This window comes from Gemmatimonas sp., from assembly GCF_036405635.1.
GTDB lineage: Bacteria > Gemmatimonadota > Gemmatimonadetes > Gemmatimonadales > Gemmatimonadaceae > Gemmatimonas.
Window position 1 is genome coordinate 1 of the sequence record NZ_DASWXE010000235.1, and the last position, 18,480, is coordinate 18,480.

Below are 18,480 nucleotides of genomic sequence, written 5' to 3' on the forward strand. Positions count from 1 at the left end.
GGCACGGAGCCTGCCCGGCAGGTAGTCCTGCAGACCGCCGAGGCCACGGTCGCGCTGAGCGGCATGGCGACCACGGGAATGTCCCGGCTCGTTGGCAAGGAGGTCGTGGTTCGAGGTGTGAAGGTGACGCCACGGGATATCGTCGTGTCGGACTACATCGTGCGCGCGGTGGACGGCGTACCGGCATTCGACGGTGTACTCGATGCCGAAGGCGCCCTGCGGCTCACCGACGGTTCCGGTGTTCGCCGCCTGACGGTGCCCGCGCCTCTGCGGGCCTACGTCGGTGCTCGAGTCTGGATCGCCATGCGCGACGGTGCCGCCGTCAACTACGGGATCGTCAGCGCGCGCTGATCGCAGCGACGGCATCGACCTTGAACAGAAACGGGCGCCTTCTTCGCGAGGGCGCCCGTTCTGATTTTTGACCACCACGGAATCGTCAGGCCGATTCGCGGATGGCGATCATCGGCGTTTCGCGGTACACATCGCGGCTGGTGAGCAGGCCGATCGCCATGGTCAGCAGCAACATGCCCGCTGCAATGACGAACGTGGGGCCGATGGCCGGATTGAAGGTCTCTTCGAACACGAAGTGCGTGAGTGCCCACGCACCGGCGAACGACAGCAGCATGCCGGTCAACGCACCCAACGCACCCAACGCGCCGTATTCCGCCAGCAACACGCGAGCCACCTGGGCCTGCGATGCGCCCAGTGTCCGCAACAACACGCCCTCGCGCAGTCGGGCGCGGCGCGTGGCCGCCACGGCGCTGAACAGCACCGGAATACCCATCGCCAGCGAGAACAGCCCGAGGAAGCGAATGGCGAGCGTCACGCGGTTGACGATGGAGTTGATCGTCTCGCGCACGAGCGAGAGGTCCACGCTGGAGACGTTCGGGAAGCGGCGCACCACATCGCGCTGCATCGCGGCCACCGCCTCGCCCGCGGGCACATTCGCGACGATCACGAACTGCTGCGGTGCACGGCGCAGCGCCGCCGGCTCGAACACCGCGAAGAAATTCGCCTCGAACCGTGCCCAGTTCACCGTGCGCACATTGGCGATCACGGTGCGCACGGGCACACCCTGCACGTTCCAGGTGAGCGTGTCGCCCACGTCCACCGCCATGTCGCGTGCCAGTTCCTCTTCGAGCGACACGGCGAAGGGCAGGTCCGGATTGGCTTCGCGGGCGGCAGCCCGTTCGGTCGCCGGTGCAAACCAACTGCCGCGCACCATCTTCTCCGACGATACCAACGTGTCGCGATAGGTCGAACGGAATTCCCGACGCAAAGTCCAGCCAGCGCGCCGCACCGTCGTGTCGGCGAGCAGCGCGCTCACACTGCGCCCGTTGATGGCATCGAGGCGCATGGTGATGATCGCCGTCTGAGCCGCCACGGGATGGTTGCGCGCCTTGAGCAGCGAATCGATCGGCGCCGCCTGGTCATCCTGCACATCGAAGAACAGCAGGTTGCCGGCGGCGCCCTCGGCAGAGGCCTGCACGCGACTGAGCAGATTGGCCTGTACGAGATACACGGTGCTGAGCAGGAACGCGCCGAAGCCCAGTGCCAACGTGACCGCACGGGTCTGGTTTGCCGGACGGTGCAGGTTGGCGATGCCTTGCCGCAGCTCGAACGGCCACGAGGGACGCGAGCTGCGGCGCGCTGCTGCGATGAGCAGTGTCGCGGCCACCCAGAGCACGGCCACCACGCCGATGATGCCGGCGGTGATCCCAAGCCCTTCCTTCACATCGCCGATGCGCGTGATCACGATCGCCACGATGCTGCCAACGAGCAGACCGTCAACGATCAGTCGCGCCATGTCCTTCCACTCCTTGGGCAGCGCGGAGGGATCGGCATTGCGGCGAATGGCCTGCAATGGCGAGACACGTCGCAGGGCCAGCAGCGGCCGGAGCGCAAACACCAGCGACACCCATACGCCGGTGGCGAGGCCCAGCAGCAACGGCCAGGGCTCGAGCGTGACCGTGACATCGAGCGGCAAGAAGTCCGACACCACTCCGGGCAACAGGAACTGCACGGCCACACCGAGCAAAGCACCCGCCGTCGCGCCCACGAAGCCCATGGCTCCGGCCTGCACCACATACAGCGTCAGTACCTGCCGACTGGTGGCGCCGAGGCACCGCAGCACGGCCACCGTGTCGATCTTGGACGATACGAACGCGTTCACACCACTCGCCACGCCGATGCCGCCAAGGAGCAGCGCGATCAGTCCGATCACCGAGAGAAAATCGGCGAGCCGCGCGACCGCCTCGGTGAAATCTTCCTCGGTATCGGCCACCGTGCGGATGCGTACGCGCGTGCGAGGCGCGGTGCTGGTCAGTCCCGCAGCGGCGGCGGCGCTATCGGCCAGTGTGTCGCGTGCCGAAAGCGTTACCGGCATGTCGCGCGTCGCAGCGCCCGCAGCGGTGCTGTCATTGGCGTTGTCGTCTTCACCGCCCTGGCGTTCCTGCTCGCCGGCAGCCTCGCGCGCTTCATCGAGCGCCGCTTGCCGCGGATCGATGCGACGGCGCAGGTCGCGCTTGAGTGTTTCTGCGCCTTCCGTCGAAGCCAACTGGGCGGGCAGGCGCAGAATCATGTCGTATTCCACACGACTGCCGAACGACAACAAACGCGTGCGTTCGAGCCAGCGATCTGACACGTAGATCCGTGGACCGATTACGGCGGTGATGCCAGCGTCACCGGGCACATTGCCCAGCGTACCGCCGATGGTGAACACCTGCTGTCCGAGACGGATCAGGTCGCCGACCTTGGCTTCCAGCGACACCAGCAGCGACGGGTCGACAAACACTAGAGTGTCTTCATGCACCCGCTGCCATGCCTCGGCCGGCACGGTCTCGATCTCGCCGTAGAACGGATACCCACGTGACACCGCGCGCACCTGCACCAGTCGCGTATTGCCCGACGGTTCGGCCAATGCCATGGAGGCGAAGTTCGCCACGCGCGCATGTTGCACGCCCACGGTGGACAACGAATCAATCAGTGTGTCGACGACAGCGGGGAAGGCGGCGCGTGCCTGCATCGCCATGTCGCCGCCGAGCAGGGTGCGCGATTGCTCGCGCACAGAGCGTGTGACGTTGCCGGCGAATGAATCGATGGCCACGAGGGCCGCCACGCCGAACGCGATGGACGACATGTACAGAGCGAGGCGGCGGCGCGCCGACCGGCTTTCACGCCAGGCCAGGCGCAGCATCGCTCCGGCGGACATCCCGGGCGACGTCATGCCGGGCTCTGGTCGTGGCGGATGTCTTCGACGATCACGCCGTCGCGCAGGCGAATCGTGCGCTGTGTGCGCGCGGCGAGGGAGGCGTCGTGCGTGACGAGGACAATGGTGCAGCCGCGTTCGCGATTGAGTTCCTGCAGCAGCTCCACGATGCGCTCACCGGTGGCGCCATCGAGGTTGCCGGTGGGCTCGTCGGCGAAGAGGATGCGAGGTTCGTTCACGAAGGCGCGTGCGAGGGCCACGCGCTGTTGCTCACCGCCAGACAGCTGCTGTGGGAAGTGGTCGACGCGGTCGCCCAGTCCGACGCGGCCGAGCAGCTCCCGGGCGCGCGTGGCGGCGTCGCGGGCGCTCACCCGGCCGGCGAGTTCCAGCGGCACCTGGACGTTTTCGAGGGCCGTCAGGGTGGGGATCAATTGAAAGCTCTGGAACACGAACCCAACTTTCTCCCCGCGCAGTTTCGCGCGCCGGTCTTCGTCGAGCACGCTGAAATCGACGCCGTCGAGGGACACCGAGCCCCGTGACGGGGTATCGAGTCCGGCGAGCAAGCCAAGCAGGGTCGTCTTGCCGCTGCCGGAAGGCCCCACGATGGACACGAAGGCACCGGCTGGTACATCGAAGGTCACATCGCGCAGCACCGTCAGGGGCTGCGAGCCGCTCAGGTACTCCTTGGTCAGGCCACGGGCAACAAGCATGCGTTGGCAATCAGAGGTTCGACGGTTCAGTCAGGTGCTGTGGGGCGCGTCCGTGTTACTGGTCGCGGCGTGCAGCGCAGATCGTGCATCCACCAACGGTGGCAGTGGGGCGGCGGATTCAACGGCCGCCACGGCCTCTGCCGCGGAGAATACACCCGGGGGCGCGAATGTCGCCCGTCGCACGCAGCGCGTGGTCTTCCTGGGTACCAGCCTCACGGCCGGTCTCGGGCTCGATCCAGAGCAGGCATACCCGGCGTTGCTGCAAGCCAAGGCCGATTCGGCGGGCTATCCGGTGCGCATCGTGAATGCCGGCTTGAGTGGCGAGACGTCCGCGGGGGCGCTGCGGCGCGCGAGTTGGGTGCTCGACCAACCGGCCGCGATGGTGGTGCTGGAGGTCGGCGCGAACGATGGGTTGCGGGGCGTGGACCCCGATTCCACGTACGCCAACCTGGTGAAGCTGGTGGCCACGATCCGCGAGGGGCAGCCGGGGGTATCGCTGGCGTTGATCCAGATGGAGGCGCCCACGAATCTTGGGCGGAGTTACACGACCCGGTTCCACGCGGCCTACGAGCGGGTGGCCAAGGAGACCGGCATTCCGCTGTGGACTTTCCTGCTGGACGGTGTGGCGGGGGTGCCCAATCTCAACCAGCCCGACGGTATCCATCCCAATGTGACCGGGTCGCAGCGGGTGGCGGAAACGGTGTGGCGTTCGCTGGGTCCCGCGTTGGCGGCGTTGCCCGGTGCGGCAGCTGGCGCGTCTTCGGGTCGCTGACGGGCTGCTCCCTTCCGAATGGGTGTCAGACGCGCTATGTATCAAGGCTGGATTTGGTGGGCTCGCGCTGAGGCGGCAGAGGCACCGGATCCCGTCGTCATTTTCCCGTGGCATTCGCGGCATAACCTGTTCGCAGGTCGATCGATATGGCTTTTTCCGCAACCCAGATTCGCCGTGGCATGGTCCTCGTGTTCGAGGGAGATCCGTGCCGCGTCATCGAGTTCCGCCACCATACGCCGGGTAACCTGCGCGCGATGGTGCAGGCGAAGCTGAAGAACCTCCGTACGGGGTCCAACTTCGAGCATCGGTTCCGTGCAGCTGACACGATCGTGAAGGCGGACATGGAAACGCACGAGTTGGAGTTCATGTACCAGGGTGGTGAGACGTACCACTTCATGAACAGCGAGAACTACGACCAGCTCGAGCTCGACGACGAAGCGCTTGGTGATTCGGCGCCGTGGATGCAGCCGGGCCTCAAGATTCTCGCCGAGTACTACAACGGCCGCCCGATCGGCATTCAGCTGCCGAATTCACTGGTGTTCGAGATTGTCGAAACGGCGCCGGTGGTGCGTGGTGCCACGAAGACGGCGTCCTCGAAGCCGGCGAAGCTGGAGAACGGCGTGACGGTGAACGTGCCGGAGTTCGTCGAACAGGGCACACGTGTGCGCGTGAATCCGACGACGGGCGAATACCTCGATCGCGCGAAGGACTGATCACATCGGTGAACGGGTGGCGCGTGAATTCTTTGACGAATTTCCTTCGCGCCCCCGCTTGAAATCGATCGTTCGACCGGTTACCGTTTGCGTCTCCCGGGGAATGCGCCGCTCAGCGGTGTAAACCAAACGGGAGTGCCGATTGTGCTGAAACGACCAGGTCCTTGTACCCGGTGCTGCTGCTCGATCGTCCATGGTGGCCGTAGCTCAATCGGTTAGAGCACCGGATTGTGGTTCCGGGGGTTGCGGGTTCGATTCCCGTCGGTCACCCTGAGTCACACAGTATCACTGGGGGGCGCGAAGGTTTGCCGCCCACCGGAGGTCCGTAGCTCAATTGGTAGAGCACCGGTCTCCAAAACCGGCGGTTGGGGGTTCGATTCCCTCCGGGCCTGTCATGGAAGGTGTAGGACGCTTGTTGGACGTATGGCGGTATCGTCTAGGGGACTAGGACACGGCCCTCTCAAGGCTGGAACACGGGTTCGAATCCCGTTACCGCTACTGAAGGTGCTGGGTACACTTGGTTTCACTGGCTCCATCGTCTATCGGTTAGGACACGACCCTTTCAAGGTTGAGAGACGGGTTCGATTCCCGTTGGAGCTATGGACTCAGTTCGAGTCATGCAGGTGTTGGTGCAGGACCGTAGTTGGGGGGCGTAGCTCAGTTTGGTTAGAGCACTCGACTGTCACTCGAGAGGTCGCGGGTTCGAGCCCCGTCGCTCCCGTCGTTGTATGGGCTCAGTAGGTGTAGTCGCAGGTTCTCGGTCGACTCGACCGGGCCCCTCGCCCTGGTGGTGAAATTGGTAGACACGCCATCTTGAGGGGGTGGTGCCGTAAGGCGTCGCGGTTCGAGTCCGCGCCAGGGCATGGTTGCAGTACGCGGTGAGGTTGATTTTCACCGTATGCCACAGTAGCTCAGTGGTAGAGCACCCGATTCGTAATCGGGCGGTCATCGGTTCAATCCCGATCTGTGGCTCTCATCGAGGCGAGTATCACCTCACGATTCAGAAAAGGCGCCCACCGGCGCCTTTTCGTTTTTCTGCCACTCGGTTGGCAATGCAGGCCGTAGGGAAGCCCGTCCCCCACGTGTCAGCGCAGTGACCCGTGTGATCGCCATCGGGTAACTGCAGTGTTACTCTGCGGGTGATGGTCTGCCTCGTGCCTTTCGTTCGGAGACGCTGATGTCGTTGTCGCCACAGTCCCTGTGCACGCAGTCGCACAATTCGTCATCGCGCCACGGAGCGCGCAAGCGGCGAGCTGTCCTCACCTTGCTGTCACTCGCCGGTGTGATCGGCGCCGCCGCGTGCGGGGGCACCGACGCGGTGGACACCACCACGCCCGTGCCGACCACCATCGTGGCGGTGGCGGCCACCGATAGCCAGCGGGCGGCAGTGACCACCACCTTGCCCAGTCCGATCGCTGTGCGGGTGCGCGACCAGAACGGCAACGCGCTCCCCGCAGCTGCGGTGGCGTGGACCGTACTCTCGGGCGGCGGAGCCGTCAGCCTCGGCGTCTCAGCCACCGATGCGAATGGTGAAGCGGCGACCGTCTGGACGCTTGGACGTACCGCCAGCACACAGACGGTGACCGCTACATTGATCAGCGGGGTATCCGACACCATCGTTGCCATCGGCACAGCTGGTCCGGCGGCCGCCTTCGCACTGGTGGATGGTGACAATCAGACTCTCGCCGTGGGGCAGACGAGTGCACCTCTGCGAGTCCGAGTCCTCGATCAGTACGGCAACGTGGTGCCGTCACTCGCGGTATCGTGGACGACGACGGGTGGCACACTGAGCGCGGCGCAAAGCACCACCAATGCGACGGGTATCGCGTCCATCACGTTGCAGGTCGCGTCCGGTCCCCAGGTCGTGACGGCGCGCATCGCCAATGGCGCCACACTGACCTTCAACCTTCGCGGGCAGCCGTAAGCACACCGTTCCCCTTACCCGCCCACCGGAGCACTACTATGTTGCAATACGGTGCTCCCGCTACTGCGGGGCGTACTTCGCGGGTGTAATTCAGTTGGTAGAATGCCAGCTTCCCAAGCTGGACGTCGCCGGTTCGAGTCCGGTCGCCCGCTCTTTGCTGTTCACGTCGCTCATGTAGCACACCACGATGCCGACCTTTTCGAGGTCGGCATCGTTTTTTTTTGCTGCCCGTGTCATGCACTGCATGGCCCCAAGGTGCGCTTGACGGCGTTTGGGACGCGCGCAATACATGATCCAGCACACATAGACCAAACGCTCATGCATCCGAGCCCATCCGGACGACGGTCTTTGGTTCTGCATTTGACTTTCGTGACGTGATCCCGTGGCCACCGTCGTGCCCCGAATTGGCGGGCACGGTGATTCTCTGTGGTTCGGCGCGAACGCCGATGTTTGCCGTCAACGCGCATGCCGCGTACACACGCGTGATGCCGTCGCGGCTGCACACGATCCCCTTGTCGATGGGAGGTTGAGTGACCGTAGGCAGCGATCGCAACATGGAGCTCGAAGAAGCCCTGGAACTGGCAGAGCGGGAGCGTCACCCGCTGCATCAGACGCGGGACTTTCAGTCGTTTGCGGTCCTCGAGCAGATGTTGCGGGTGTTGCCACACGGCATTCTCGTGGTCAGCGACAGTCATGGTGTCGAGTTCGCCAACCAAGCATTCTGCGAGCTGTACGGGCTGATGGTCTCCCCGTCGGCGCTGCTCGGTCACTCGGCGTCCGACATTGTGCAGATGATCCGTTCGCGGTGGCTGGATCCGATGCAGGATCAGCAACGCATCCGCGATCTCGAGGCGCGTGGCCATGCGCGGCGTGGCATTGAGCTGGTCCTGTGGGATGGACGGGTCATCACGCTGGACTGGACGCCGGTGCAGGTGAGCGGCCGTATCAACTGTCGCGTCTGGCACAACTTCGACATCACCGAACGCAAGCATCTCGAGACGATGCTGCGTGAACGCGAAATGGACTTTCGCGTGATGTTGGAAGGCGTACCGATGATCGTGCTGCTCAGTGAGGGCATCGAGCAGACCACTGTGACCGTCAATCATCACCTGACGGAAATGCTGGGCTACACCGCCGCCGATTTCATCAATGCCGAAGCATGGTGGCCACTCGCGTATCCCGACGAGGCCTACCGTACGCAGGTGGTGGAGGAGTGGTCTCGGCGCGTGCAGGCCGCGGTGTACACACAGGGCCGCATTGATCCCATGGAGACGCGAGTGGCCTGCGCCGATGGATCGGTGAAGGACATCGAGTGGGGCTTTCTCTCGGTCGGTCGACGCAACGTGGTGTACGGTATCGATCGCACGCCGCGGCGTGATGCGGAGCGAGAGCGCGCGCGCCTGGAGTCACTGACCCACCATCTCGAGCGCTCCCAGAGCCTCGACCGCATGGCGGGCGCGATCGCCCATCACTTCAACAACCAGTTGCACGTCGTCATGCTGTCGCTGCACATCGCGGCCGACGAACTGCCGCGTGATACTGACGTCACCCGGCTCATCGACTCTGCGCGGCAGGCAGCCTCCAATGCGGCCGAGGTAAGCACCAAGTTGCTCACCTATCTGGGGCTGTCGCACGCGACGATGAAATCGATGGATCTGGCCGACATGTGTCGCCGCATGGTGCCCATCCTGCAGGCGTCCGCGCCGGCCGGAGTACTCCTCTCCACGTCGTTGCCCGGCGAAGTACTTCGGGTGACGGCCAGTGAAGCACAGTTGCAGCAGGCGCTGCTCGCGCTTCTCTCCAACGCGTGGGAATCTTTGGCTGAGGTGCCGCATGAAATCCGGATCTCCGTCGACACAGTCGATGGGCGGAGTATTCCAGACAGCCACATTTTCCCGCGAGACTTTGCACCACAGACCGGCCGCTATGTGTGTGTCAGCGTGACCGATCAGGGGCAGGGCATCACGGCTTCGGAAATCGACCGGGTTTTTGAGCCGTTCTACACGACCAAGTTCGTGGGGCGCGGGCTGGGACTACCCATGACCCTGGGAATCGCGCGCACCCACGACGCCGCGCTGCACGTGGAGAGCACACCGGGGGAGGGCAGCACCTTCCGCCTCTACGTGCCCGCCGCCGGCTGAGCCGTAGCAACGGCTCGAAAAGACGCCTCAGCATCCCCGCGTCGGGAGCGTAAACAGAGTGTGTCATCCCACTCCAGCCCCGACGCGGACGCCCGCTTGTGCCCCTCCTGCGGCGCCGGAAACCACTGCACCATGGCCGCCGGCGCGCCTGACGCGTCGGACTGCTGGTGCAGCCGGTCGGTGGCTTATCTTCCGGGGTTGCTGACAACCGACCGTCCCGCCCCTTCTGCCGCGCCAGAACCGATGTCCTGCTACTGCGAGCCGTGCCTCTCGGCCGTTCGCGCTCGCGGGACGACCCGGTCCTCCTGATATCAGGTCCAACCATCATGGCGACAACGATCTCCCCCGCCTCCCAGACCCGGCCCGCGCCGAGCGACTCAGGCATTTACACGGCCCAGCACAAGATCCGGATTGTGACGGCCGCATCGCTGTTCGACGGCCACGATGCCGCGATCAATGTGATGCGCCGCATCATCCAGGCGAGCGGTGCCGAGGTGATTCACCTCGGACATGACCGCTCGGTGGACGAGGTCGTGAACTGCGCGATCCAGGAGGACGTCAACGCCATCGCGATGACGTCCTATCAGGGCGGTCACGTGGAGTATCTCAAGTACATGCACGACCGGCTGCAGGAGGCCGGTTGTGGGCACATCCGCATCTACGCCGGCGGTGGCGGGGTGATCCTGCCCGACGAGATCGCGGAGCTGCACGCCTACGGCATCGAGCATGTGTATTCGCCGGACGATGGTCGTGCGATGGGCTTGCAGGGCATGATCAACGACCTGCTGCGCCGCTGCGATTTTCCGACGGGTCGTGATGTCACGCAGGTCGACGTGGAGAAGGCCACGGCGCGTGATGCGCGCTCCATCGGTCGCCTCATCTCCGCCGCAGAGAATTTCCGCGACGAGCACCTCGGCCTGTTTGATCAGATCCGCGCCGATGCGGCCACGCGTCGCACGCCGGTGCTGGGAATTACGGGTACCGGTGGCGCCGGCAAGTCGTCGCTGGTGGATGAGTTGGTGCGTCGCTACCTGCTCGATTTCGGCGACAAGACGATCGGCATCATCTCGGTGGACCCCAGCAAGCGCAAGACGGGCGGTGCGCTGCTGGGCGACCGGATTCGCATGAATGCGATCAACAACCCGCGCGTGTACATGCGCTCGCTGGCCACACGTCAGGCCAACCTCGCGCTGTCGTCGTATGTGCAGGACGCGGTGGCGATCCTCAAGATGGCGGGCTTCGACCTGATCATCCTCGAGACGGCCGGCATCGGTCAGTCTGATACGGAGATCACCAACCACTCCGATGTCGCACTCTACGTGATGACGCCGGAGTACGGTGCGGCCACGCAGCTCGAGAAGATCGACATGCTCGACTTCGCGGACGTCGTGGCGCTCAACAAGTTCGACAAGCGCGGCGCTCTCGATGCGCTGCGCGATGTGCGCAAGCAGTACCAGCGCAATCATCGCCAGTTCGATCGGGCGGTGGACCAGATGCCCGTGGTGGGTACGATCGCGTCGCAGTTCAACGATCCGGGCACGACGCGTCTGTACCGCACGCTCATGGACCGCATCGCCGAGAAGTGTCAGGCGCCGCTGCGTTCGCAGCTCGATGCCGGCGACGACGAGTCGGAGAAGATCAACATCATCCCGCCCGAGCGCGTGCGCTATCTCGCCGAGATCAGCGACACCGTGCGCCGGTACAACGGCTGGGTGGGCACGCAGGCCGATGTCGCCAACAAGCTGCAGGCACTCACCGAGGCCGAGCGACTGGTAGAAGACAGCGCCGCCATCTCTGCCACGAAGGACGAGATCAGCCTCAAGCTCGATGGCGAGAACCGTCGCATCCTCGAGGCGTGGCCGGAGCGTCACGATCAGTACGAGGGCACCACGTTCACCTATCAGGTGCGTGGCAAGGACATCACGGTACCGCTCACGACCGAGTCCCTGTCGCACCAGCAGATCCCCAAGGTCGCACTGCCTTCCTACAAGGGGTGGGGTGACGTGCTGCGCTGGGTGCTGCAGGAGAACGTGCCTGGTGAGTTTCCGTTCACGGCTGGCGTGTTCCCGTTCAAGCGCGAGGGGGAAGATCCGACGCGCATGTTCGCGGGTGAAGGCGGCCCGGAACGCACCAACCGTCGCTTTCACTACGTGTCGCAGGGGCAGCCGGCGCATCGCCTCTCCACCGCGTTCGACTCGGTGACGCTGTACGGCAACGATCCGGCCACGCGTCCCGACATCTACGGCAAGATCGGCAACTCGGGTGTGTCGATCTGCTGCCTGGACGACGCCAAGAAGTTGTACTCGGGTTTTGACCTCGCCGATGCCAAGACGTCGGTGTCGATGACGATCAACGGCCCTGCGCCGATGCTCACCGGCTTCTTCATGAATGCCGCCATCGACCAGCAGTGCGAGAAGTACATCAAGGCCGAGGGACTCGAGGCTGAGGTGAACGCCAAGATCGATGCGTACTTCGCCTCGGTGGGGCAGGCGCGCCCGACCTATGCCGGTCCGCTGCCCCAGGGCAATGACGGATTGGGCCTGATGCTGCTTGGTGTCACGGGTGACATGGTGTTGCCGGAGGACGTGTACGCGCGCATCAAGCGCGACACGATCACCAAGGTGCGTGGCACCGTGCAGGCGGACATCCTGAAGGAGGATCAGGCGCAGAACACCTGCATCTTCTCCACGGAGTTTTCGCTCAAGCTGATGGGCGATGTGCAGGAATACTTCACGAAGAACGACGTGCGGAATTTCTACTCCGTGTCGATCTCGGGTTACCACATCGCGGAAGCCGGTGCCACGCCGGTGTCACAGCTGGCGTTCACGCTGGCCAATGGCTTCACGTACGTGGAGTACTATCTCGCACGCGGTCTCCCCATCGACAGCTTTGCGCCGAACCTGTCGTTCTTCTTCTCGAACGGCACCGACCCGGAATACGCGGTCATCGGTCGTGTGGCGCGTCGTATCTGGGCCAAGGCTCTCAAGTTGCGCTATGAAGGCGCACCGCGTTCGCAGATGCTCAAGTACCACGTGCAGACCAGCGGTCGCTCGCTGCACGCGCAGGAAATTTCGTTCAACGACATCCGCACCACGCTGCAGGCGTTGTACGCGATCTTCGACAACTGCAACTCGCTGCACACGAACGCATACGACGAAGCCATCACCACGCCGACGGAAGAGAGCGTGCGACGGGCAATGGCCATCCAGCTCATCATCAACCACGAATTCGGCCTCGCGAAGAATCAGAACCCCATTCAGGGTTCATTCATCATCGAGAAGCTGACGGATCTGGTGGAAGAAGCGGTACTGCAGGAGTTCGATCGCATCAGTGAGCGTGGTGGTGTACTGGGCGCGATGGAGACCATGTACCAGCGCGGAAAGATCCAGGAAGAGTCGCTGTACTACGAGACGCTCAAGCACACTGGTGAGCTGCCGGTGATCGGCGTGAACACCTTCCTGTCTTCCGATGGTTCGCCTACGGTGCTGCCGAAGGAAGTGATCCGCTCCACTACCGAGGAGAAGGAACAACAGATCGGTACGGTGCAGGCGGTGCAGTCACGCAATGCCGAGAAGGGCAAGGCGGCGCTGGAGCGCCTGCGCAAGGCGGCGCTGCGCAACGGCAACCTGTTCGAAGAGCTGATGGAAACGACCAAGGTGTGCACGCTGGGCCAGATCAGCCAGGCGTTGTTCACCGTGGGTGGTCAGTACCGTCGCAACATGTAGCCAGAAGCGGCGTCAATAACAGAACGGCGGGCCCTCTGTGTGGAGTGGCCCGCCGTTTTGTCGTTACGAAGACGATCAGCTCACCGGCCCGAGTCGATCGCGCAGCAGGCGCCGCCCGTCGCGGCTGACCGGCGCGATGGCGCCGGAGCGCAAGAGCACGGTAGCCCCACGGTCGCGCGGGGAGCGCAGTTCCACGACTTCGTCGACAGCGACGACGATGGAGCGGTGGACGCGCACGAATCGGCGGGCGTCCAGCATCGTGGTGAGTTGGGCGAGCGTGATGCGGGCGACGAGTGGTCGGTGGTCAGCCGGTTTTCCTGCCAGGTGCAGGCGAACGTAGTTGCCGTCGGCTTCGCACCACGCAATGGTGGCGGTGGGTACCACGACTTCGCGCTCACCCACCCGCACCGTGATATGTGGAAGGGGCGCATCAGGATTCGCGATGAGGCGCGAGGTGACCGGTTCAGGTGACGCCGGTTCAGGTGACGCCGATGCAGATGGCGCCGGTTCGGTTGCCTCCGGTACTGCGGGGGCGGGCGCCCCCGCGCGCAGCCGAAGCGCGAGCAGCAGCAGACAGAACAGTGTGCCCGGTCCCAGCCAACGCAACGCATAGTCGCGCGTGCGAATCATGAACGATCGCTCGGCAATCCACTCGACCGGCGCGGATGTCGGCAACCAGGGATCGACGGCCGCACGCAGCATGCCGGCGATCACGATCACGAGCAGCATGCCCAGCATCGCGGTCAGGGCACCGCTCAGGCGATGGGCGCGAATGTGTGCAGCCCAGCGAGGCAGCGCAGACAAGGCCGGTAAGAGCGCGATGCCCCAGGCGCCCACGGTGGCAACCGACCACGAGAGCGCCATGAGGGTCGGCGTCTGTCGACCAGTGGCCCCATGCAGGACCAGGGTCTGCGCCGTGATCAGGATGATGGCCACAACGCCGACCTGTGGGAGGCCCATCCATCCCGCGCGCGAGCTCATGATATGAGGACGTTCGCCCCACGAAAGGCGGGATTCATCACGGGGGTGTTGGTGCGACGGCATGGCATGGGGATGATGTGCTGCGTTTCAGCAGCCTGGCTTTGAACGGCAGGTCCTGGAGCGCGCCATTGCTTACCCCAGCCTTCATCTCGTGAATCAACATTACTCCAACCGATGCCCGCGGGTTGCATGTCCGCCGGTTGCACGACACGCCATGACTGGCGTCGCCCTGGCCATCGCGCTCACTGGCTGCCGCACCCACTGGTCCGAATCCACACTGGCACCGGCCCCTGCGGGGCAGATCGAGCGTCTGGTCGCACCAGGCATCCTGACCCGCGATCATGAGTTCATCGTGGCGTTCTCGCACGATGCCCGGTCTGCCGTCCTGTCGCGACGCACCTTCATCGGTTCCCGGTGGGACCGACGCATCCAGCTCGTGCATGCAACACGCGACAAAGGGCCGTGGAACCTGCCGCGACCTTTCCCCTGGGCCGATACCGCAGCGCTGGAGATCGATCCGGTGGTGGTGCCGAGGTCGGGTGATCTCCTCTTCAACTCCACACGATCCCACGCGGATCGGGCATCCGGACGCACTGATTTTGACATCTGGCTCGCGCCACGTACGTCCGGTGGTTGGGGAGCGCCACAGCGCCTTGGGGCGCCGATCAATGGTCCCGATGACGACTACTTTGCCACCGTCAGTTGCAGCGGCACCATGTATTTCGCCCGTGCGGTGTCAGGGCCCCCGCGTCGATCGGCGATCCTGCGGGCACATCCTCTGGGCGACGGGCGGTACTCGGAACCCGAGACCCTGTCCGTGGTGAACACGACTGGCCGTGCAAGCAATGCGGCCATCGCGGCCGACGAATCACTCGTCATCCTGGTCGACGAGCGTCGCGAAGGACGGGGCGATTCGGATTTGTATGTGAGCCGGCGGAACGGCGCATCCTGGACGGAGCCTGTCCCCTTGCGCGTGGTGAACAGCGCGGAGGCGGAGTTCGCACCGGCATTCTCTCCAGACGGTGAATGGCTCTTCTTTGCGCGCATGCGAAGGGGCACCACCGGCGGCCGGCCCATCACATCGGAAAATGTGTATGCCATACGTTTACGCGAGGCACTACCGCTGGGGATGGCGATGCCCGGGAAAAGTCCGGCGCATTGTCAGTAGGTAGCCAGAGGGGGACGAGGGAAGTGGCGGATCACCGTGGTGGGGAGCGCACTGTGGCGCCCCCCACGCGGCATGGTGAATCACCGAGACATCACCATCCGTGTTCACGGCGCGCCATCCGCCTGCTCGCGGAAATCGGGATGATCCCGTGTCGCCGGCGGTGCTGCGGCATGGGACGCGCGCTCCACCAGCGGCGATTTTCGGTGATCCGGCCGGGTGTGGGTGCGAGTGGACGGCTGGGCGGTGCGATCGAAGGGCATGAACATCGGAACCTCCTGATACGAAGAAGGCCCCTCCAGGGGGGGGGCCCGCCGAGTCCTTCGACCAGGTCGCCCCTCCCGAACGTGTCGGGAGAGGCGGCGGTGGCGTCACATGACGACGGTGCGGCTCAGCTCTCCCGGGATGCGTACGACAAGAATCGCCGTAACCAGAAGGGTTACGACGACCGGAAGAATCAGGCTAAGTCGCGTCGAGGCGATGTGGGGCGCGGTCATACTTTCGCAGTCTCGGCACACTTTCCGACGTTGTCAATATCCGTTCATGAAAATCATGAAACACGAATTCCTGGTTCTTGTGCAATAGAAGAATTGGGAGAACACTTCTTCCATGGCCATCAATATCAAAAGCCCCGACGTTGAACGGTTGGTGCGTGAACTCGCCGAGCTGACGGGAGAGAGCATCACCGATGCGATCCAACACGCTGTTCGTGAACGACTTACGCGTGAGCGCCTGAGAAAGCTTGGAGCCGTCGAACGATCATGGGCCCGCGTGCAGCGCATCCAGGAACGCATCGCGGGCGGTGCGGCGCACAGCGGCATGCGGGCGGACGAAGTGCTTGGCTACGATGCCAACGGGGTGCCCCGATGATTCTCACCACGTCGGCACTCATGGCCCTGTGGCGCAATTCCACCGATGCCTCGGCACTGCACACCGCGATCATGCGGGCGCCATTGCGACTCGTTTCGGCCGCCACCGTGCTCGAGGCGGCCATGATCCTGATGGGCGAACGTCGCGGCGGGAGCGATCTCGAACTCGATGCGTTGCTGCGTGAGCTCGATGTCACGGTGGTGCCGTTCACGGAGGACCACGCCCATCGGGCCCGGGAAGCGGCGCGGACCTATGGCATGGGGCGCCACGAAGCGGCGCTCACGTTGGGAGACTGCGTCGCCTATGCGCTGGCCGGCGCGGCGGGGGAGCCGCTTCTCACGGCCGGCGGGGCCTTCACCAAGACGGACATCGAACGCGCTCCATACTGATTGCACGCTGATTCCTCGCTGAAGTGGTCACCGAACGACAAAGGTCCGAGCGCACGACTCATCATCGTGCGCTCGGACCTCGTTGCATGCCGGATGACCTACTTCTTGGTGGTCACCCGAATCACGCCGTTGGCGCCATCATTGCCGTACTGCGTGATCGCGGCCTGCCCCTTCACGATCTCCACACTTTCGATGGACTTGGGATCGAGCTTGCTGAGCGCGCTCTCGTTGCTGCGCTCACCATTCAGGATGATGATGCCGTCGAAGGGCTTCTTGCCGCCCATGGTAAAACGGGGCTCGGTGGTTGCCACGCGACGCTCTTCGAGTACGGTGCCGACCGAATCCTTGCGGCGCAGCAGAATCTGCGAGTTCTCGCCGGCCGTCGCGCCGGACGCGGCATCGGCACGCTTTCCGGTCACGACGAAGATCTGCTGCTTGCCGTCCTGCTTGCGCACATCGATCGTCGCGATCTGATCGGCCGGAACGCCCGTGGCCACGTCGCGCTCCACCAGCTTGCCATCGAGGAAGTACTCCGCTTTGGCTTCATCGAAGGTGACCACGCGGCCGACCTTCTCCTCGGCAGCCACCACGTCCATGGCCTGGAGCTCTGCCGACGTGGGCAGCTCCGCCTTGCAGGCAGCGAGCGTGGCAACAGCGCCGAGTGCCAGCACGGACGCACGGCGAAGCATGAGATGACTGGTGCTGCGAGCGGTCATGGTACGGAGTCTCCGTTCGAGGTGAGAAGCGCGGTAGGAGAAGGCCGTTGCCGAGATCGGCATGCGGGCCGGGTTGCCGAGCATCGACGGCTCGGCGGAGAGATCGATGAGCAGCTTGCCGTAGCTGCGGGGGGACACACCGCGAGCCAGCACGCGGGCGTCGCAATCCAGCTCGATGGCGAAGCGTAGTCGCGAGAGCATGACCCAGACCGCGGGATTCCAAGGCAACGCGACGGCCACACCACAGGCGGCGATCAGCAGCAGTGGATCATGAGCCTCGATGTGAGACTGTTCATGGCGTACAACCAGTGCCTGTTCGCTCGCATCACGCGCCAGCAGCCACTCGGGCACCACAATGCGCGGTTGGTACACGCCGAACACCACGGGGCCGTTCACCTCGCTCACGTGCACGGTCGCGCCTTGCATGTTCACGGGCACCGATCGCGCGAGTGCACGCGACTGCCGCCGATAGCTGAGCGCAAAGATCGTGAACAGGGTGAGCGAAGCGACTGGCCATGCCAGCACCACGGCCCACTGCATGGCGCGCGGCGCGCGCGTGATCAGGTCGGCACCAACCACTGTGGCGGAGCGCAACGACGTACCGGCGACACCGACGGTGGCGCGCGTCGTCTGCACCAAGCGGCCCACCCAGCCGGCGGTTGCAGGTGATTCAACCGCTTGACTCGTGACCTCGGGTGTCTCGATGGCCTTGGGTGCCGCTGTGGGTCGACGCCAGGGCAGGGCGAGCGTAATGGCCAACGTGAGTGCCAGTCCGACGACCCACAACGGCCGCGAAGGCAGGGCACGACGCGCGATGGGTTGGGCCATCGAGGCGGCGACGAGGAGTGCTCCGGCAACCAGTGCACTGGTCACCGTCCATGCGGCGATCAGCGCGGCCATGTCGGCCAGCGACAGGTTCATCACGCGGCCCCTCCGGTGTCCTCGTCACCGTCGTCGCCCAGGCGTTCAGCCAGCAGGGTGCGCATGCGCTCGAGTTCGGCGCGGCTCAACTGTCGGTCACTGACCAACTGCGCAAACATGCGTTCTGCAGACCCCTGGAAGATCGCGTCCCGGATGCGGCTGATCGCGCTGTCCCCGGCCCGTTCGGCGGCTACGGTGGCGAAGTAGCGATACGCGCGCCCCTCGGGCTCATGGCGCACATAGCC

16 protein-coding genes and 8 tRNA genes are annotated in these 18,480 nt (G+C 64.5%); 18 read left to right on the top strand and 6 right to left on the bottom strand.

Annotated features, from left to right (window positions below; translation table 11 throughout):
* Nucleotides 1–351, top strand: a 351-nt coding sequence (locus tag VGE27_RS18480; RefSeq protein WP_331051159.1) for a hypothetical protein, incomplete at its 5' end; no start/stop codon positions are given.
* Between the two features lie 85 nt (nucleotides 352–436).
* Here the strand turns inward: VGE27_RS18480 and VGE27_RS18485 are convergent.
* Complete coding sequence (locus VGE27_RS18485) at nucleotides 437–3,226, bottom strand: ABC transporter permease (protein ID WP_331051160.1); 2,790 nt, start codon at nucleotides 3,224–3,226, stop codon at nucleotides 437–439.
* Entirely contained in the window at nucleotides 3,223–3,918 is a 696-nt protein-coding gene (locus tag VGE27_RS18490; RefSeq protein WP_331051161.1) for an ABC transporter ATP-binding protein, read from the bottom strand. The genes VGE27_RS18485 and VGE27_RS18490 overlap by 4 nt, the downstream gene beginning before the upstream one ends.
* On the opposite strand from VGE27_RS18490, the gene VGE27_RS18495 reads away from it, so the two are divergent.
* The 14 genes from VGE27_RS18495 to VGE27_RS18555 all read left to right on the top strand — a co-directional run bounded on the left by VGE27_RS18495 (nucleotide 3,917) and on the right by VGE27_RS18555 (nucleotide 13,193).
* Complete coding sequence (locus tag VGE27_RS18495; protein WP_331051162.1) at nucleotides 3,917–4,690, top strand: arylesterase; 774 nt, start codon at nucleotides 3,917–3,919, stop codon at nucleotides 4,688–4,690. The genes VGE27_RS18490 and VGE27_RS18495 overlap by 2 nt on opposite strands.
* Nucleotides 4,691–4,836: 146 nt before the next feature.
* Nucleotides 4,837–5,403 (top strand): elongation factor P, encoded by a 567-nt coding sequence (efp, locus tag VGE27_RS18500; protein WP_331051163.1) that lies wholly within the window; start codon nucleotides 4,837–4,839, stop codon nucleotides 5,401–5,403.
* Nucleotides 5,404–5,599: 196 nt separating this feature from the next.
* A tRNA-His gene (locus tag VGE27_RS18505) sits at nucleotides 5,600–5,673 on the top strand.
* A 49-nt stretch (nucleotides 5,674–5,722) separates the two neighbouring features.
* Nucleotides 5,723–5,795: transfer RNA gene (locus VGE27_RS18510), tRNA-Trp, on the top strand.
* A 33-nt stretch (nucleotides 5,796–5,828) separates the two neighbouring features.
* Nucleotides 5,829–5,901 (top strand) — tRNA-Glu (locus VGE27_RS18515).
* A gap of 30 nt (nucleotides 5,902–5,931) precedes the next feature.
* Nucleotides 5,932–6,003 (top strand) — tRNA-Glu (locus VGE27_RS18520).
* 46 nt (nucleotides 6,004–6,049) lie between these two features.
* A tRNA-Asp gene (locus tag VGE27_RS18525) sits at nucleotides 6,050–6,124 on the top strand.
* Between the two features lie 60 nt (nucleotides 6,125–6,184).
* Nucleotides 6,185–6,266 (top strand) — tRNA-Leu (locus tag VGE27_RS18530).
* A gap of 37 nt (nucleotides 6,267–6,303) precedes the next feature.
* Nucleotides 6,304–6,375 (top strand) — tRNA-Thr (locus tag VGE27_RS18535).
* Between the two features lie 205 nt (nucleotides 6,376–6,580).
* Nucleotides 6,581–7,327 carry an Ig-like domain-containing protein gene (locus VGE27_RS18540; protein WP_331051164.1) on the top strand — a complete coding sequence of 249 codons (747 nt, stop codon included), beginning with the start codon at nucleotides 6,581–6,583 and terminating at the stop codon, nucleotides 7,325–7,327.
* A 79-nt stretch (nucleotides 7,328–7,406) separates the two neighbouring features.
* A tRNA-Gly gene (locus tag VGE27_RS18545) sits at nucleotides 7,407–7,479 on the top strand.
* A 378-nt stretch (nucleotides 7,480–7,857) separates the two neighbouring features.
* Entirely contained in the window at nucleotides 7,858–9,468 is a 1,611-nt protein-coding gene (locus tag VGE27_RS18550; protein WP_331051165.1) for a PAS domain-containing sensor histidine kinase, read from the top strand.
* 60 nt (nucleotides 9,469–9,528) lie between these two features.
* Nucleotides 9,529–9,777 carry a cysteine-rich CWC family protein gene (locus VGE27_RS19525; protein ID WP_345788042.1) on the top strand — a complete coding sequence of 83 codons (249 nt, stop codon included), beginning with the start codon at nucleotides 9,529–9,531 and terminating at the stop codon, nucleotides 9,775–9,777.
* A 17-nt stretch (nucleotides 9,778–9,794) separates the two neighbouring features.
* Nucleotides 9,795–13,193: a methylmalonyl-CoA mutase family protein gene (locus VGE27_RS18555; RefSeq protein WP_331051166.1), complete on the top strand. Its 3,399-nt coding sequence runs from the start codon at nucleotides 9,795–9,797 to the stop codon at nucleotides 13,191–13,193.
* Nucleotides 13,194–13,268: 75 nt separating this feature from the next.
* Here the strand turns inward: VGE27_RS18555 and VGE27_RS18560 are convergent, their stop codons facing one another.
* A complete protein-coding gene (locus tag VGE27_RS18560; RefSeq protein WP_331051167.1) occupies nucleotides 13,269–14,174 on the bottom strand; it encodes a LytR/AlgR family response regulator transcription factor in 906 nt (301 codons plus the stop codon).
* Between the two features lie 214 nt (nucleotides 14,175–14,388).
* Here VGE27_RS18560 and VGE27_RS18565 point away from each other — a divergent pair, with 214 nt between their 5' ends.
* Nucleotides 14,389–15,342 carry a hypothetical protein gene (locus tag VGE27_RS18565; RefSeq protein WP_331051168.1) on the top strand — a complete coding sequence of 318 codons (954 nt, stop codon included), beginning with the start codon at nucleotides 14,389–14,391 and terminating at the stop codon, nucleotides 15,340–15,342.
* Between the two features lie 104 nt (nucleotides 15,343–15,446).
* On the opposite strand, the gene VGE27_RS18570 is transcribed toward VGE27_RS18565, so the two are convergent.
* The gene (locus VGE27_RS18570; RefSeq protein ID WP_331051169.1) at nucleotides 15,447–15,608 is read right to left on the bottom strand and encodes a hypothetical protein; all 162 of its coding nucleotides are present in this window, start codon (nucleotides 15,606–15,608) and stop codon (nucleotides 15,447–15,449) included.
* Nucleotides 15,609–15,948: 340 nt separating this feature from the next.
* Between VGE27_RS18570 and VGE27_RS18575 the strand changes: the two genes are divergently transcribed.
* Together VGE27_RS18575 and VGE27_RS18580 are read left to right on the top strand one after the other, a co-directional pair.
* Nucleotides 15,949–16,209, top strand: coding sequence for a type II toxin-antitoxin system VapB family antitoxin (locus tag VGE27_RS18575; RefSeq protein ID WP_331051170.1), 261 nt, complete (start codon nucleotides 15,949–15,951; stop codon nucleotides 16,207–16,209).
* On the top strand, nucleotides 16,206–16,598 hold the full coding sequence (locus tag VGE27_RS18580) for a type II toxin-antitoxin system VapC family toxin (RefSeq protein ID WP_331051171.1): 393 nt from the start codon (nucleotides 16,206–16,208) through the stop codon (nucleotides 16,596–16,598). The genes VGE27_RS18575 and VGE27_RS18580 overlap by 4 nt, the downstream gene beginning before the upstream one ends.
* Nucleotides 16,599–16,696: 98 nt before the next feature.
* On the opposite strand, the gene VGE27_RS18585 is transcribed toward VGE27_RS18580, so the two are convergent.
* Both VGE27_RS18585 and VGE27_RS18590 read right to left on the bottom strand, forming a co-directional pair.
* Nucleotides 16,697–18,235, bottom strand: coding sequence for a M56 family metallopeptidase (locus VGE27_RS18585; RefSeq protein ID WP_331051172.1), 1,539 nt, complete (start codon nucleotides 18,233–18,235; stop codon nucleotides 16,697–16,699).
* Nucleotides 18,235–18,480, bottom strand: a 246-nt coding sequence (locus VGE27_RS18590) for a BlaI/MecI/CopY family transcriptional regulator (protein WP_331051173.1), incomplete at its 5' end; no start/stop codon positions are given. The genes VGE27_RS18585 and VGE27_RS18590, both read right to left, overlap by 1 nt.